The sequence below is a fragment of the Clostridium sartagoforme AAU1 genome (assembly GCF_000401215.1).
GTDB classification, from domain to species: domain Bacteria; phylum Bacillota; class Clostridia; order Clostridiales; family Clostridiaceae; genus Clostridium; species Clostridium sartagoforme.
The window spans coordinates 59,696-75,396 of the sequence record NZ_ASRV01000019.1 but is presented as its reverse complement, the minus strand read 5'-3'; the positions used below and the strand labels follow the sequence as shown (position 1 = coordinate 75,396).

The window sequence follows — 15,701 nt, the reverse complement described above, 5'->3', positions numbered from 1 at the left end:
AAAAATGGCAAAAATGTATTATGAAAAGGACACAAATTTAGAATTATTAAAGGGGAAGAAAGTTGCTATAGTTGGATATGGTAGCCAAGGACATGCACATGCATTAAATTTACATGATAGTGGAATTGATGTGGTAGTTGGACTTTATGAAGGAAGCAAATCTTGGGAAAGAGCAGAAAAATCAGGTCTACAAGTTACAACTGTTGCTGAAGCTTCAAAAGAAGCTGATGTAGTAGTTATATTATTACCAGATGAGAAACAGGCGAAGGTATATAAATCAGAAATAGCACCAAACTTAGAGGCGGGAAACTCGCTAGTATTTGCCCATGGATTTAATATTCACTATGGTCAAATAGTTCCACCAGAAGATGTAAATGTATTTATGTGCGCACCAAAGGGACCTGGACATATGGTAAGAAGAACTTATACAGAAGGCTCAGGAGTACCTTGTTTAATAGCTGTATATCAAGATGCTACAGGAAATGCTCGTGATTTAGCATTAGCATATTCAAATGGAGTAGGTGGAGCTAGAGCAGGTGTTTTAGAGACAACATTTAAAGACGAAACAGAAACAGATTTATTTGGTGAACAAGCAGTTCTTTGTGGAGGATGTACAGCACTTATAAAAGCTGGATTTGAAACTTTGGTAGAAGCGGGATATGCACCAGAAAATGCTTATTTTGAGTGCTTACATGAAATGAAGTTAATTGTAGATTTGCTATATCAAGGTGGTATGGGAATGATGAGATATTCTATATCAGATACAGCTGAATATGGTGACTATATGGTTGGGGATAGAATAGTAACAGATGAAACAAAGAAAGAAATGAAAAAAGTTTTAAAAGAGATCCAAGATGGAACTTTTGCTAAAAATTGGTTGTTGGAAAATCAAGTTGGAAGACCAATGTTTAATGCAAGAAGAAAAATGGAAGCAGAACATCCAATTGAAAAAGTGGGACAAGAATTGAGAGAAATGATGAGTTGGATAGATACTAAAAAATTAGATTAAGATAATAGTGAAGTTGTTATGTTTTATTATACATAACAACTTTACTTTATATAAAACTAAATTATGGTATAATATAAATAGGTATAAACAAAGGAGGATGGCTATGTTTTTAGGTGAATTTAATAAAGATATAGGTACTGCATATATCAATCTACTTATAGAATTTGCTTTAGTAGATGATAAAGTTGAAAAAAAGGAAAGAGAACTAATTGAAAGAGCTTTAAAAGAAATGAGTATGGAGAATTTAGAGTTAGAAGATATTAGTCATGAAGAAACTATACAAATTCTCAAGGATTCAGGAGAAAGAATAATAAATATAGTATTTTTTGAATTAATGAGGGTTGCATTAGCTGATGCAGAATATGAAATGTCAGAGGTAAGATTTTTAGATGATTTAGCAGAGGAACTAAACATATCAAGAGTAAAAAGATTCCAAATGGCGGACTATTTCTTTAATCATACAGAATATGATGAAAGTGGTTTAGAGAGTCAAGAATCTGCTAAACTAGAAGCACAAGCATTTTTAAATTAAAAAGGGTATAGACCATTTGTACTTCTTAGGAAATTATAAAAAGATTACCCTTTGAATAATCTTTTTATAATTTCCTTCTTTCAGTTTTCAAGTGGACATATGTAAGTTTGCGTTGACTTGGAGCGAAGCGAGGTCATAAGCAAATTTACATATATCCACTTTATTATTTTGGATAAAAGTAATAAAATATAATTTATATTATACTTTTAGGAGGAATAATTTTGAATATAGTAAGCTTTTTAAAATTAGTAGAAATACAAACCAAAGTAGCAAGTGTAATTCCTTTCTTATTAGGAACCTTTTATACTTTATATAGATATGATAATTTTAATATAAAAAATGCAATAATAATGTTTGCATCAATGATTATATTTGATATGACAACTACAGCGATAAATAATTATATGGATTATGCAAAGGCGATAAGGAAAGAAGGATATGGATATGAAACTCATAATGCTATAGTTAAATATAAATTAAATCCAAGATTAGTTAGATTAACTATTTATATTATGTTAGCTTTAGCTACCTTTTTAGGATTATTATTAGTAAAAAATACAAACATAATAGTTTTACTAGTTGGAGCAGTTTCATTTGTTATAGGAATTGCATATTCTTTTGGACCAATTCCGATATCAAGAACACCTTTTGGAGAAATTCTTTCAGGACTTGCAATGGGATTTATAATAACATTTTTAAGTATTTACATACATATATTTGATTTAAAAATTCTATCAATTAGTTTTAGTAATTTAAGTAGTATATCAATTAATTTAAATATAGTTGAATTAATATATATTTTTATAGTTAGCTTACCTTTAATTATGGGAATAGCAAATATAATGCTTGCAAATAACATTTGTGATATAGATGAAGATATAGTTAATAAAAGATACACTCTTCCAATATATATTGGTAAAGAAAATGCCCTAAAGGTATTTAAATGGATATATTATATTGGCTTTATAGCTATAGTAGCAGGGGTATTACTTAGAATACTTCCAATAGTTTCAATAGTAACCTTATTAGCCTTAAAGATAGTACAAAAAAACATAAATAAATTTAATAAAATTCAAACTAAGAAAGACACTTTTATATTAGCAGTAAAAAATTGTGTTATAATGAATGCATTTTATGCATTAACTGTATTAGTTGGAGTTATTTTATCTTATATCTAATATTAAAGAAACTATTATGATAATTTTCATAGTAAATTTGCGACGAAAAATATATAAACAATGATTTTGTAAATAAGTAAACTTCTATAGAAATTTTAAACTACAGGATTCTAGGAGAAAAAATGAATTATGTATATATATTAAAATGCTCAGATAATACCTTATACACAGGGTGGACAACAAATTTAGAAAAGAGACTTAAAGTTCACAATACTGGGAAAGGAGCTAAATATACAAGAGTCAGGTTACCAGTTGAAATAGTATATTTTGAAGAATTCGAAGATAAAAAAGATGCAATGAAAAGGGAATATGCAATAAAACAATTATCTAGAAATGAAAAACTAAAACTAATAAACGGATAGATAGAGAAATGAAAAAATGAAGAAATGAAAGAATTTATGTGAAAACTCAGCTTTGGCTGAGTTTTTTCTATTAATTATACATTATCTATTAGTAATTATACATTGATAATATGTCTAGACATCTACATGTATAGTTATTAACAAGAGCAAACAAGAGATAATAGAAGATATAGTGAATTAATTAACTTAAAAAGCTTAAAATAATTAAATTTAAATTAAAACAGTTGATTTTAACAAAATTTATGTTAAAATTAGTGTAGATTTTGAATTTAGATGCATAGCATATATTACCAAAATCATTTTAGAAGAAAGGAGAAATACTAATTAAGAAGTAGAAAAGCGCCAGAACTTAAGTGACACCCCAAATCTATGATTTGGTTGGTGGAACTTACTTAACGATTAAAAGGAGTTGAGTTTCCTATAAAAAACTTATGCATTATAGCGGTGGAAAAAAGGAAACTCCTTCTCATATGCATTCGAATGAGTAAATTCGCCTGATTAAATCATAGATTTAGAGGCTCACTTAAGTTGACGAGGTTGGGGAGTATCGATACTTCGGCGGGTGCCCCACGGTATTGCACACTACCGTTAACAGCTAACAAAACTGTAGAGCGATCTATAGGACAATATTAGCTTGGTGTTAAAACCTTCAATAGAGAATTTATTTCTTTATTAAAATTAAAACTAGAAACATTATTAAAAATTAGAAAATCTTTAAAGTAAGGAAGGAAGAAAAAGTATGTGCGGAATAGTTGGATTCGTAGGAAAAAAGGAAGCATCTCCAATATTAGTTGAGGGATTATCAAAGCTTGAATATAGAGGATATGATTCAGCAGGAGTAGCTGTATTAGAAGATGGAGAAATTAAAGTAAGAAAATTCAAAGGACGTTTAAAGAATTTAGATGATAATTTAAAGCAGAGTCCTTTAAATGGAACAATAGGAATAGGACACACTAGATGGGCAACTCATGGAGAACCATCAGATATTAATTCACATCCTCATACAAATGAAAATGCTACAATAAGTGTTGTTCATAATGGAATAATTGAAAATTATATAAAATTAAAGGAATGGCTTAAGAAAAAGGGATATGAATTTTATTCAGAAACTGATACAGAAGTTATTCCAAATTTAGTTGATTATTATTATAAAGGTGATTTATTTGAAGCTGTAGCAAAGGCAACTTCTAAAATGGAAGGAAGCTATGCAATTGGGGTTATTTGTAAAAATGAACCTGATAAAATAGTTGCAGTTAGAAAAGATAGTCCATTAATAGTTGGATTAGGTGAGAAAGAATACTTTATTGCATCAGATATACCAGCAGTTTTAAATCATACTAGAGAAATATATCTATTAGAAGATAAAGAATTTGTAATAATGACAAGAGATGGAATAGAAATAAAAACAGAAGATGGAGAAGTTGTAGATAAAGAAGTTTTCCATGTTACTTGGGATGTAGATGCAGCTGAAAAGGGTGGCTATGAAGATTTCATGTTAAAAGAAATTCATGAACAGCCAAAAGCAATAAAAGATACACTAACTTCAAGAGTGTTAAAAGATTCTCCTATTAACTTAGAAAATATAAACTTCACAAAAGAAGACCTTGAAGCCTTTGATAGAGTATTTATAGTGGCATGTGGAACGGCTTATAACTCAGGGTTAGTTGGAAAAACAATTATAGAAAAGCTAGCAAAAATTCCAGTTGAAGTTGATATAGCATCAGAATTTAGATATAGAGATCCACTAATAACAGATAAATCATTATTAATAGTTGTAAGTCAATCAGGGGAAACAGCAGATACATTAGCAGTTTTAAGAGATGCAAAGAGAATAGGTGCAAAAGTTTTAGCTATTACAAATGTTGTTGGAAGCTCAGCTTCAAGAGAAGCAAACCATGTTATTTACACTTGGGCTGGTCCAGAAATAGCGGTTGCATCAACAAAAGCTTATGAAACACAATTAATAGCTATGTATATGCTTGGAATATACTTTGGAGAAATAAAAGGAACTTTATCAAAAGAGTTTGCTGATGAACTAAAAGAGGAATTATTACAATTACCTGAAAAAGTAAAAGAAGTTATGGGTAATAAAGAATATATACAAAAATACGCTTCAAGAAACTATATGGATAAAGATACATTCTTCTTAGGAAGAGGACTAGATTATGCAGTTGCATTAGAAGGATCTCTTAAATTAAAAGAAATATCATATATACACTCAGAAGCATATGCAGGTGGAGAGCTTAAGCATGGAACAATTGCTCTAATTGAAGAAGGGACTCCAGTAGTTGCATTACTAACAGATGATAAGCTAAAAGACAAGATGATAAGCAACATCAGAGAAGTAATTACAAGAGGTGCTAAAGTTTTAGGTATAGCATATGAAGGCGATAAAGAAGCAGAACAAATTTGTGATGAAGTAATATATATACCAAGAACTAGTACTTTATTAGCACCAGTTATTTCAGTAGTTCCATTACAATTAATTGCATATTATATTGCTAAACAAAAAGGCTGTGACGTAGATAAACCACGTAACTTAGCAAAATCCGTTACAGTTGAATAGGAGTTAGAAGATAAATTTTAGAGGGTAAAAGGGTTAAATAAAATATTGTTATTTTATAATTAAATTATATAAAACAACAATGAATTTAAATTAATTTATGGAGTTGATATATATGAATGAAGAATTAATAAAGACATTACTAAATGAATATAAAGAAACTGAAAAAGCATTAGAATTAGGAATAAACTGGCTAACTGACAAGGATTATGCTAAAGGAAAGTTAGATTTAGTAAAAGTTATTATAGCAGATTTAGAAAAGTTATCAGATAAGGCAACTAATTAGATTCAAATAAAGTCTTGAGATATAAAACAAACTTTTCAGAGAGAAAATAAAGTTGTTAGAAAAATTGTGGATAGATTACAGTTTACACACTGAATCTGTGCACAATTTTTTATTTTTCTGAAGGAAGATAGCACGGGGAACATAAGATTTTATCAATTTTAAGACTGAAAAAGGGAAGATTTTACACCTTAAACCTTGATGCCTAACTTTATTTATAACAATAGTATAAAAAATGTAAAAAATAGTCTTTTTATGTTGCGTGATAGCACAACAATATGTATAATTGTGAAATGGAGGGTGATTGAAGATGGAACAATTCGGAACTTACCTAAAAAGTATTAGAAAAGGAAAGATGACACAAAGAGAACTTGCAAGAGAAATAGGGGTAGGATATCCGTATATAAGTAAACTTGAGAATAATGTTGAAACTACTCCAAGTGATGAAGTTCTAATAAAGATAGCAGAGACTTTAAATGTTAGTATTGATGAATTGTTTATGAAAGCCAAGAGAATTCCAATAGATTTTAAAGATTTCATTATTAATGAACCAGAAGTTTTTAAGTTTATTAGATTCTTAAAAGATAATAATCATTTATTAGATGAATTTAGGAACTCAATAAAATCAAGAGAGGATAATTATTGGTCAATGTTTAATCAAAGTAATAAAATAATGTTAATTATTGATCCTCTTACTGGAAATATTATTGATGCCAATGACTGTGCTGCAGAGTTTTATAAATATACCTTAGAGCAACTAAAAAAGATGAAGATAACAGATATAAACACACTATCTATGGAAGAGATATATAAAGAAATGAGAAAAGCAAAATTAGAATTGAAAAAAACATTTTCTTTTAAGCATAAGATTGGTAACGATGAAATTAAAGAAGTAGAAGTATATTCGGAACCCATAATAATTGATGGGAAAGTATACTTGAATTCAAGCGTACAATTAGTACATTTGAATACTATATAGGTAATTAATGAGAGAAAATATATAAAAGGCAAACTTATTGAAAAGTAAGGACGCAAAGCCAAAGGGCCTAAATTACATAAGTAATATGGCAGCCGGTTGCATAATTAAAGGCTTCTTTTGTTCTGATTATGCAGAACTAATGAAGTCTTTTTTTATGTATTTAAAGAGTTTAGCTTTACAAATTTTCTGACTACTTTTTAAATAAGAAAATTTGTTATACATAATAAACTAATATTTAAATAAATAAGATGGAAGAGGTGTGTGTAAAATGAAAAGTATTAAAACAAAATTAATAACTTATTTTTCAATTTTAATTTTATTATCTTCTTTTTTGGTAGGTATTGTTTCTGTATATAGAGCAGGTCAATCTCTTACTAAAGAAGCAGAAAAATCACTGGAAGCACTATCATTTGAGGCTGCAAGACTTACAAATAGCCGAATTGAAACACAGAAGAAAATCTTAGAAATGATATCGTTAAGGGCAGATATTCAAAGTATGGATTGGGAGATACAAAAACCCATATTACAAAGACAAGTAGAAAGAACAGATTTTCTTGATCTGGCAGTTGTACAACTTGATGGTACTGCCTATTATTCAGGTGGAAACACAAGTCAGCTAGGAGATAGAGAATATGTACAAAAAGCCCTAAAGGGAGAGACGAATATATCTGATTTATTAATTAGTAAAGTAACAAATGATATTGTTCTAATGTATGCAACTCCTATTGAAAGAGATGGAAAAGTAATAGGGGCATTAATAGGTCGTAGAGAGGGAGAGGCAGTAAGTAAAATTACAGATGATGTGGGATATGGTAAAGAAGGATATGGATACATAATTAATAATAATGGAACTGTAGTTGGTCATACTGATAGAGAAAAAGTAGTAAAACAGTTTACACCAATTGAAGAAGCAAAAAGCGATAAAAGTTTAACCTCATTGGCTGAGATGTTTGAAAAAATATTAGCAGAAAAGAAGGGGGTTGGTACATACTCCTTTAATAAAAATAAGCTATATGCTGGATATGCACCTATCGAAGATAGTAATTGGATAGTTGTTATTACTGCTAATCAGAATGAAGTTTTGTCTGCAATCCCAACCCTACAAAAGAATATTGCAATGATTATGATTATTGTTTTAATAGTGAGTGTTATTATAGCATACTTAATTGGTAATTCCATTACAAAACCAATTATAAGTATAGTACATCATTCAGAAAAATTAGCAAATTTAGACCTTAAAGAAGATGTGTCAGAGATGTTTTTAAGTAGAAAAGATGAAGTTGGAGTACTATCAAAATCTTTACAGAGTATAACTATAAATCTTAGGGATATAATTAAAGATATTAGCAGTTCTTCAGAAGAAGTGTCTGCTGCTTCGGAAGAATTGACGGCTATATCACAACAATCAGCCACTGCAGCAGAAGAAGTATCAAGAACAGTAGAAGAAATAGCAAGAAGTGCAACTAATCAAGCACAAAATACAGAAGAAGGTGCATTTAAGTCCGAAGCATTAGGAGAAATTATTGAAAAAGATCAAGGACATCTGAAGCAGTTGAACAATGCTTATCAAAATGTTGGGATTGTTGTTGATGAGGGATTAAAAGAAATTGAAAAATTAACAAAAGTAACTGAAGAAAGTAGTAGGGCTACAAAAGAAATTCATGAGGTTATTTTAAAAACCAATGATAGTTCCAATAAAATCGGACAAGCAAGTAATGTAATTGCTTCTATTGCAGAGCAAACTAATCTATTGGCTTTAAATGCGGCTATAGAAGCAGCAAGAGCAGGGGAAGCGGGAAAAGGTTTTTCAGTTGTTGCTGAAGAAATAAGAAAATTAGCAGAACAGTCAGGAGCATCTACAAAGACAATTAATGAAATAGTAAATGAGTTACAAAGCAATTCTAAAAATGCCGTAAAAACAATGGAAAGAGTATCGACTATATCAAATGAGCAGAAAAGTAGCGTGATTAGCAGTAAAAGTAAATATGAACTAATCGCCGAAGTAATGATGGATTCTGAACAAGCTATTAAACAACTAAATATTTCTGGTGAAGAAATGGAAAAGATGAAGAATGAAATACTTACTACTCTACAAAATCTTTCTTCTATTGCAGAAGAAAATTCTGCCGCTACCCAACAAGCATCAGCGTCAATGGAAGAGCAGACGGCTTCTATAGAAGAAATAGCAGGTTCAAGTGATGGATTATCAATTTTAGCACAGAATCTACAGGCAATTATTATGAAGTTCAAAGTTTAAATTCAAAATTTATATAAAAATTAACTCTTTAGAATAAAATAAAGAAAAAATTGTGGATAGATTGCAGAAGAGACTGCATACATCTGCAATTTTTTTATATGTATGAAGAATTATTATAAAATACTATAAAGATTTTATTTTATACAAGTAATGGGGTCTTTTGGAGTGTAGTTTCACCCAAATAAATTAATATATCTAAGGGACCTACTTATACTAGTAATTACTACAGAGCCATGGTTTTCTTCTGGGGCAACATATATAGTACAATTTTTATTAAAATTTTTAATTTTATCATATATTTTTTGTGCTCCATCAACCATATATCCTTCTTTTTCTCCTACTCCAATGAAAATATTTTTATTACTCTTTTCTAAGTTAGGAAAGTTTAAAAGCTCATAGTCATTCCACCATACTGATGGACTAAAGGATATTATATTCTTATAGATATTTGATCCTTTTAATAAATTCCATAATACATAATAGCCGCTTAGAGAATGGCCAATTATAGTAGTGTTATTTTTATCAAAATTAAGATTACCTTCAATTATTGGAAAAAGCTCTTTTTCTATAAATTTGTTAAAGTCCTCACTTCCACCAAGGTTTTCAGGGATTATTGCTTTTCTTTTTTCATCAATTATGTATTTATCTGCTGGAGCTGTAAAATCTAAAAATCTCTTTTCTTTTTTTTCAAATTCTTGATGAGAAATGCCAATAACTATAGCTGAATTAACTCCGGTTTTAGCAGATGCTTGCCTTTGTTGCTTTACACAAGCTTTTACTACATCAAAGTAGTATCCACCGTCTAAAACCAATATTAGTGGTAAATTATTTTCATTTGATTCTTCTGGTATATAGAAACTAATATCATAAAAGCTATTAGTATAATTTGATTTTATTTTAAAATTATTCATAAATTTACTCCTTTATGTTAAGATTTATTCACAAGTATAAAATAATAAAGGGAAAAGGTCAATGAATATGAAACGAAGTATTAATTGGTTAACTGAATATTTTTCTGAGAATTCTATGGAATTTGTTGATATTTTTAAAAGTAGTTTACCTCCTAAAGAGAAGGATCTTAATAGAAAAACTGCAAAAAATTTATGTGGAATAGTAATACCTATAAGAGGAGAATGTTCTTTTTCTGTAAATGGAGAAAAATATGCTTTAAATGAAAATACAATACTTCACTGTGGGTCAAATATGGATATAAGAGTTGAAACAGAGGATATAGGTATTGAGTATTATGTAGTTCATTATAAGAATATTTTAACTATAGAAAAGTTTCAAAACATAGAAAAAGAATCTTTTTATTTAGAAATTGAGGACAGGTTACCTTTGATAAAGTATTGTGAGACTATTAGCGATGAATCATTAAATCCAGATAATTACTCAAGGTTTTCTTGTAAAGTTGATTTTTTAGGTTTAATAAATTCATTAATAAAAATGTAAGGGTATCACAATATAATGATAAATTAAGATTAGTAAATAAGGGAATTGAATATATAAATAAAAATTTTAATGAGTTAATAACAGTGAGTGAAATATCAAATATCCTAGATATAGATAGACGAAGATTTAGTGATATTTTTAAAGAGGTCACAGGATTATCTCCTGTAAAATATTTAGTAGAATATAGATTAAAAGAAGCTAAAAGGTTATTAAAATTTTCTAATTATACAATTTCAGAAATAGCTGATATGACAGGATATAATGATTGTTTTTATTTCAGTAAAACCTTCAAAAAAAATGTAGGAGTATGCCCTAGAAAATATAGAGAAATTAATGATAATGTTATTAAAGGTATTATTATAAAAAAGTAAATTCGGCAAAAGTACAAAAAATTATCCCGAAAGTCTATTTTACCTTTCATAAGATTTTGCTAAAATAATTATGAATTGAAAATGATTATCATTATATATGGAGGGTTAATATGAAAAAATATTTAACATTATTACTATCAACAGTTTTAATTACAAGTTTAACTGCTTGCACTGCAAAGAATTCTTCAGCCCAAAAGGAAGTTGAAGATAAAAATACAGCATTTAAAATAAATTATTTAGATAAAGAATATTCTTTTGATAAAAAGGTTGAGAATGTAGTTCTTGCAAGTCTAGAGGGAATGGAAGATGCAGCGGCTCTAGGTATTAAAGCAGATGGAGTTTTAGAAATTGCTGGAGAGGTTCCCAAATATTTAGCAGAAAACTTTAAAGATGTAACTTTAGTTGGAGATAAAAAAGCTCCTAATGTAGAGGTTATATTAGGATTAAATCCAGATGTCATTATAGGAAGTTCAAAATTTGGGGAAGAAACAATGACTCAGTTAAATAAAATTGCTGTAACTCTACCATATTCACATATATCAGGAAATTGGAAGAATAATCTTTTAGCTTTAGGAGAAATAACAGGTAAGGCAGAAGAAGCTAATAAACTAATTTCAGATTATGAGGGAAAAGCTTCAAAATCTAAGGAAGAGTTTTCAAATAAATATAAGGATCAAAATATTTTAGTTATTAGAGTAAGAGGTGGATTAATGTATATATATCCAGCCGATGTATATTTGAATCCAGTTTTATATACTGATTTAGGGGTAAAGATTCCTGATGTAATAACTCAGGCAAAAGCACAAGCGGAATTGACTATAGAAACATTATCAGAAATAAATCCAGATGTGATTTTCTTACAATTTGAGGATTCAGAAAATAAAGATGCACCTAAAGCTTTAAATGAATTATTAGAAAATCCTATATTTAAAAACATAAAAGCTTCTAAAGATAATAAGGTATTTGTTAATACTGTTGAACCTTTAGCTCAAGGGGGAACAGCTTGGTCAAAGGTTAGATTCTTAGATGCAGTTGTAGACAACTTATTAAATTAAAAATTTAGAATTATTAATATAATTTTTAAAAATTTACTAAAAATATTTCTATTTTAGAAACTCCGAAAGGAGTTTCTTATTTAATTTTGAGTTTCACATCATTCATTTTACATTGAGTTTCAGTGAAAGCTTTAAGGGGATAGATATGAAAAGTTTTAATAAAAAATATTTATTGATTTTTATAATATGTATAATAGGAATAATTAGTGTAACGATTTTATCAGTAACTATGGGAACGAAAGCCATACCAAAAGAAGTTGTTTACAATGCTATTTTTAAATTTGATCAAAGCAATGTAGATCATATAATAATTAGAAATAATAGATTGCCTAGAGCTATTGCTGTACTATTAGTTGGAGGTTTTTTAGCAGTAGCTGGTTCAATTATGCAAGGTATAACAAGAAATTATTTGGCCTCTCCATCTTTAATGGGAGTAAATGATGGTTCAGCATTTCTAATTACTATAGCAATGGTTTTTTATCCAGGACTTTCAAATGGAAGTTTAATTTTAGTTTCTATAATTGGTTCTATAATAGGAGCTGTATTAGTATTAGGTATAGGATCGTCTATAAAAAATGGCTTATCTCCTGTTAGGCTTGCAATTATAGGAACAATAGTAGGTAGCTTTTTAAGTAGTTTAGGTTCTGCTATTGCCATGTATTTTCAAATTTCTCAGACAATCTCAGCTTGGTATAATACAAAAGTTCATACTGTAAATAGTGATTTATTAAAGCTTACAGTACCAATAGGAGTTATTGGTATTTTAATAGCCATAATAATAGCCAAAGATATTACTATAACTTCTTTAGGAGAAGATATAGCTATTAGTTTAGGACAAAAAACAAATATAATTAAATATTTATCAATGACATCAGTTGTATTACTAACAGCTATTTCTGTTGCTTTAGTTGGGAAAATAGCTTTTGTAGGACTTGTAATACCCAATATTACAAGAATGTTAGTTGGACATGATTATAAATATATAATTCCGTATTCATTAATTGGAGGAGCTTTTTTCTTAGGATTATGTGATTTATTAAGTAGATACATAGCATTTCCTTTTGAAACACCTATAGGGACTGTAACATCTATTATAGGGGTACCTTTCTTTTTATATATGATAAAAGTTAAGGGAGGGACAAAAAATGCATAATAAAAAACTTAAATATTCTTTTGTAATAATATTATTACTTATATTAATATTTTTAGCTTTTTACTTACATCTAACTAATGGAATGTTCGATATAAGTGTAATTGAAATATTTCAAACCCTATTTAGTTTAAATGATAATGAAAAATTTAGATTAGTGATATTTGAATTTAGGCTTCCAAGAATAATTATATCTATATTAATTGGAATAGGATTATCAGTATCAGGGCTTTTTCTTCAAGGAATTACAAAAAATGAATTAGCTGATCCGGGAATCCTAGGAATAAATTCTGGTGCAGGAGCAGCAATAATGATGTATATGTATTTCATAAATTTTAAAGCATCAGCATCTGATGGAAGTAATTTTTTGAACATTTTCTCAATGCCTATATTTGGATTTATAGGAGGTTTTTTAGCAGCTTTAATAATATTAATATTTTCAAAGAATAATAAAAAGATGGACATGCAAAGACTTATTTTAACTGGTATAGCAGTAAATAGTGGATTTTCAGCTATTTCAATGCTTTTTTCTATGAAGATGAATGCTTCAGATTTTGAATTTGCAGCAGTTTGGCAAGCTGGTTCAATATATAATGCAAATTGGACATTTATTTATATGATGCTTCCTTGGATAATAATTTTAAGTGTGTATCTTTATAAAAAGGTTCATTTATTAGATTATTTTCAGTTAGAGGAAAGTAGCATAGTTAGTCTTGGTATAGATTTAGATAAAGAAAAGAGAAAATTATTATTTTCTTGTGTTGGTTTAATTAGTGCTTGTGTATGTGTTGCTGGAAATATAGGATTTATAGGATTAATGGCACCTCATATAGCTAGGCAATTAGTGGGTATAAAGCATAGAAAACTTATGCCAATAACTATCTTAGTTGGAGTTCTTCTTTTAATATTATCAGATTTTATTGCTAAAACTATTTTTGCACCATCAGAATTAGCAGTTGGGATAGTTATATCTATAATTGGAATTCCTTATTTTATATATTTATTATACAGATCGTAAAGAGGTAAGATATGAAAAAAGCTATTGATATAAAAAAGTTAAAAGTAGGATATGATAAAAAAATTATAATTGAAGATTTAGACCTTACTCTTGAAAAAGGGAAGATAACTAGTATTATTGGAGCTAATGGTTGTGGAAAATCAACTTTATTAAAGAGTATAGGAAGAATCCTTAAAAAGGAAAAGGGAAATATATTTCTTTTAGATAAAGATATGAATGATATGAAGAGTAAAGAAATCGCAGAGAAATTAGCTATATTATCTCAAAATCCAACTGCACCTTCTCAATTAAAAGTCGAGGAATTAGTGTCTTATGGAAGATATCCTCACAGAAGTAATATAAATAAGTTATCTAATCAAGATAAAGAAAAAATTGAATGGGCATTAAAAGTAACAAATACAATTGAATTTAGAAATAGAGAGTTATCAGATTTATCGGGTGGACAAAGGCAAAGAGTTTGGCTTGCAATGGCATTAGCTCAAGATACGGATATATTGCTATTGGATGAACCAACTACTTTTTTAGATATGTCTCATCAACTTGAAGTACTTAATATTGTAAAAAAATTAAATGATAAAGAAGGATGTACCGTAGTAATGGTATTACACGATATAAATCATGCTGCAAAGTATTCTGATTTTATTGTAGCAATGAAAAAAGGGAAAATACTTTATAATGATGAACCAAATTCAATAATGAATAGAAAGGTTTTAAAAGATATTTACAATATAGATGCTGACCTTATAAAAAGTGAAAATTATAATGTACCATTATGCTTAAATTATGAATTATTATAGTTTGATTTAAATAAAGTACAAACACAAAGCCGTACACTTAATTATAGATGTAGGGCTTTTTTATAATTGAATATTATTAAAAAATTATTTATATTTAATGTTAAGATAGGTAATATTTATATTATTATCAGAATGTAGTACAATATATAGTATAGATGTTTAGAAAGAAGTAAATAAATTAGGGGATAGTATAACTGGAGGACGTAAAATGGATTTATTGCCACTAGGATCAATAGTTGTATTGAGAGATGGATATAAAAAGTTAATAATAATAGGGAGAAAGATTTTAGTAGGAAGAGGAGAAGAATTAAGCGACTATCTAGGTTGTCTTTATCCAGAGGGATACTTAGGCGAGGAATATTGCTATGTATTTAATAATAGTGATATAGATCAAATAATATTTAGGGGATTTGAAGATTTAGAAGAAAAGGCTTTTATCAAAGCTATAAACGATATAGAATAAGAAAAAATAATACAAGCACTCAAAAAGGCATCGTATTAACAGATTAAAATCTGTTAATATGATGCCTTTTTGGTTTATAGTTACCTTTTTAATTGAGAATTGATAGTTTTATGTGGAAAATTATAGAAATAATTCAGCGTTGTTGAATTAAAAAAATACTACGAAACTCTCAACTCTCATCCCTTAATTATCAACAGCTAACTGTCTAATAACTGTGAAATTTGTCTTGTGA

The 15,701-nt window shown here is 28.4% G+C and carries 16 protein-coding genes and 1 riboswitch; of the genes, 15 read left to right on the top strand and 1 reads right to left on the bottom strand.

Annotated elements, in window-relative coordinates; translation table 11 throughout:
• The first annotated feature begins 4 nt into the window (after nucleotides 1-4).
• The 8 genes from ilvC (at nucleotide 5) to A500_RS01470 (ending at nucleotide 9,163) form a co-directional block, all read left to right on the top strand.
• Entirely contained in the window at nucleotides 5-1,009 is a 1,005-nt protein-coding gene (gene ilvC / locus A500_RS01500; protein ID WP_016205830.1) for a ketol-acid reductoisomerase, read from the top strand.
• A gap of 103 nt (nucleotides 1,010-1,112) precedes the next feature.
• Nucleotides 1,113-1,541: a hypothetical protein gene (locus tag A500_RS01495; RefSeq protein ID WP_016205829.1), complete on the top strand. Its 429-nt coding sequence runs from the start codon at nucleotides 1,113-1,115 to the stop codon at nucleotides 1,539-1,541.
• Between the two features lie 221 nt (nucleotides 1,542-1,762).
• Nucleotides 1,763-2,719: a 1,4-dihydroxy-2-naphthoate polyprenyltransferase gene (gene menA, locus A500_RS01490; RefSeq protein WP_016205828.1), complete on the top strand. Its 957-nt coding sequence runs from the start codon at nucleotides 1,763-1,765 to the stop codon at nucleotides 2,717-2,719.
• Nucleotides 2,720-2,841: 122 nt separating this feature from the next.
• The gene (locus tag A500_RS01485) at nucleotides 2,842-3,081 is read left to right on the top strand and encodes a GIY-YIG nuclease family protein (RefSeq protein ID WP_016205827.1); all 240 of its coding nucleotides are present in this window, start codon (nucleotides 2,842-2,844) and stop codon (nucleotides 3,079-3,081) included.
• A 739-nt stretch (nucleotides 3,082-3,820) separates the two neighbouring features.
• Nucleotides 3,821-5,647: a glutamine--fructose-6-phosphate transaminase (isomerizing) gene (gene glmS, locus A500_RS01480; protein ID WP_016205826.1), complete on the top strand. Its 1,827-nt coding sequence runs from the start codon at nucleotides 3,821-3,823 to the stop codon at nucleotides 5,645-5,647.
• A gap of 112 nt (nucleotides 5,648-5,759) precedes the next feature.
• Nucleotides 5,760-5,930: a hypothetical protein gene (locus A500_RS20665; protein WP_016205825.1), complete on the top strand. Its 171-nt coding sequence runs from the start codon at nucleotides 5,760-5,762 to the stop codon at nucleotides 5,928-5,930.
• Between the two features lie 307 nt (nucleotides 5,931-6,237).
• Nucleotides 6,238-6,906: a helix-turn-helix domain-containing protein gene (locus A500_RS01475; protein ID WP_016205824.1), complete on the top strand. Its 669-nt coding sequence runs from the start codon at nucleotides 6,238-6,240 to the stop codon at nucleotides 6,904-6,906.
• Nucleotides 6,907-6,923: 17 nt separating this feature from the next.
• A riboswitch (cyclic di-GMP riboswitch) is annotated at nucleotides 6,924-7,010 on the top strand.
• A gap of 164 nt (nucleotides 7,011-7,174) precedes the next feature.
• A complete protein-coding gene (locus tag A500_RS01470) occupies nucleotides 7,175-9,163 on the top strand; it encodes a methyl-accepting chemotaxis protein (protein WP_016205823.1) in 1,989 nt (662 codons plus the stop codon).
• A gap of 173 nt (nucleotides 9,164-9,336) precedes the next feature.
• On the opposite strand, the gene A500_RS01465 is transcribed toward A500_RS01470, so the two are convergent.
• Nucleotides 9,337-10,074: an alpha/beta hydrolase gene (locus tag A500_RS01465; protein ID WP_016205822.1), complete on the bottom strand. Its 738-nt coding sequence runs from the start codon at nucleotides 10,072-10,074 to the stop codon at nucleotides 9,337-9,339.
• Between the two features lie 61 nt (nucleotides 10,075-10,135).
• Here A500_RS01465 and A500_RS01460 point away from each other — a divergent pair, with 61 nt between their 5' ends.
• From A500_RS01460 to A500_RS01430, 7 genes are all read left to right on the top strand, one after another.
• Nucleotides 10,136-10,615: a hypothetical protein gene (locus tag A500_RS01460; protein ID WP_040436405.1), complete on the top strand. Its 480-nt coding sequence runs from the start codon at nucleotides 10,136-10,138 to the stop codon at nucleotides 10,613-10,615.
• 83 nt (nucleotides 10,616-10,698) lie between these two features.
• Nucleotides 10,699-10,986, top strand: a complete 288-nt coding sequence (locus tag A500_RS01455) for a helix-turn-helix domain-containing protein (RefSeq protein WP_051993115.1) — start codon at nucleotides 10,699-10,701, stop codon at nucleotides 10,984-10,986.
• Between the two features lie 110 nt (nucleotides 10,987-11,096).
• Nucleotides 11,097-12,041 (top strand): ABC transporter substrate-binding protein, encoded by a 945-nt coding sequence (locus A500_RS01450; RefSeq protein WP_016205821.1) that lies wholly within the window; start codon nucleotides 11,097-11,099, stop codon nucleotides 12,039-12,041.
• Between the two features lie 145 nt (nucleotides 12,042-12,186).
• Nucleotides 12,187-13,194 (top strand): FecCD family ABC transporter permease, encoded by a 1,008-nt coding sequence (locus A500_RS01445; protein ID WP_016205820.1) that lies wholly within the window; start codon nucleotides 12,187-12,189, stop codon nucleotides 13,192-13,194.
• Nucleotides 13,187-14,209, top strand: coding sequence for a FecCD family ABC transporter permease (locus A500_RS01440; RefSeq protein WP_016205819.1), 1,023 nt, complete (start codon nucleotides 13,187-13,189; stop codon nucleotides 14,207-14,209). The genes A500_RS01445 and A500_RS01440 overlap by 8 nt, the downstream gene beginning before the upstream one ends.
• 11 nt (nucleotides 14,210-14,220) lie before the next feature.
• Nucleotides 14,221-15,006 carry an ABC transporter ATP-binding protein gene (locus A500_RS01435; RefSeq protein WP_016205818.1) on the top strand — a complete coding sequence of 262 codons (786 nt, stop codon included), beginning with the start codon at nucleotides 14,221-14,223 and terminating at the stop codon, nucleotides 15,004-15,006.
• Between the two features lie 208 nt (nucleotides 15,007-15,214).
• Nucleotides 15,215-15,469, top strand: a complete 255-nt coding sequence (locus A500_RS01430; RefSeq protein ID WP_016205817.1) for a DUF4176 domain-containing protein — start codon at nucleotides 15,215-15,217, stop codon at nucleotides 15,467-15,469.
• The last annotated feature ends 232 nt before the right edge of the window (nucleotides 15,470-15,701 follow it).

Bases quoted from the DNA above. Each gene is read 5' to 3' on its own strand.
- ilvC (WP_016205830.1), top strand. From the start codon at position 5: ATGGCAAAAATGTATTATGAAAAGGACACAAATTTAGAATTATTAAAG.
- A500_RS01495 (WP_016205829.1), top strand. From the start codon at position 1,113: ATGTTTTTAGGTGAATTTAATAAAGATATAGGTACTGCATATATCAAT.
- A500_RS01485 (WP_016205827.1), top strand. From the start codon at position 2,842: ATGAATTATGTATATATATTAAAATGCTCAGATAATACCTTATACACA.
- glmS (WP_016205826.1), top strand. From the start codon at position 3,821: ATGTGCGGAATAGTTGGATTCGTAGGAAAAAAGGAAGCATCTCCAATA.
- A500_RS20665 (WP_016205825.1), top strand. From the start codon at position 5,760: ATGAATGAAGAATTAATAAAGACATTACTAAATGAATATAAAGAAACT.
- A500_RS01475 (WP_016205824.1), top strand. From the start codon at position 6,238: ATGGAACAATTCGGAACTTACCTAAAAAGTATTAGAAAAGGAAAGATG.
- A500_RS01470 (WP_016205823.1), top strand. From the start codon at position 7,175: ATGAAAAGTATTAAAACAAAATTAATAACTTATTTTTCAATTTTAATT.
- A500_RS01465 (WP_016205822.1), bottom strand. From the start codon at position 10,074: ATGAATAATTTTAAAATAAAATCAAATTATACTAATAGCTTTTATGAT.
- A500_RS01460 (WP_040436405.1), top strand. From the start codon at position 10,136: ATGAATATGAAACGAAGTATTAATTGGTTAACTGAATATTTTTCTGAG.
- A500_RS01450 (WP_016205821.1), top strand. From the start codon at position 11,097: ATGAAAAAATATTTAACATTATTACTATCAACAGTTTTAATTACAAGT.
- A500_RS01445 (WP_016205820.1), top strand. From the start codon at position 12,187: ATGAAAAGTTTTAATAAAAAATATTTATTGATTTTTATAATATGTATA.
- A500_RS01440 (WP_016205819.1), top strand. From the start codon at position 13,187: ATGCATAATAAAAAACTTAAATATTCTTTTGTAATAATATTATTACTT.
- A500_RS01435 (WP_016205818.1), top strand. From the start codon at position 14,221: ATGAAAAAAGCTATTGATATAAAAAAGTTAAAAGTAGGATATGATAAA.
- A500_RS01430 (WP_016205817.1), top strand. From the start codon at position 15,215: ATGGATTTATTGCCACTAGGATCAATAGTTGTATTGAGAGATGGATAT.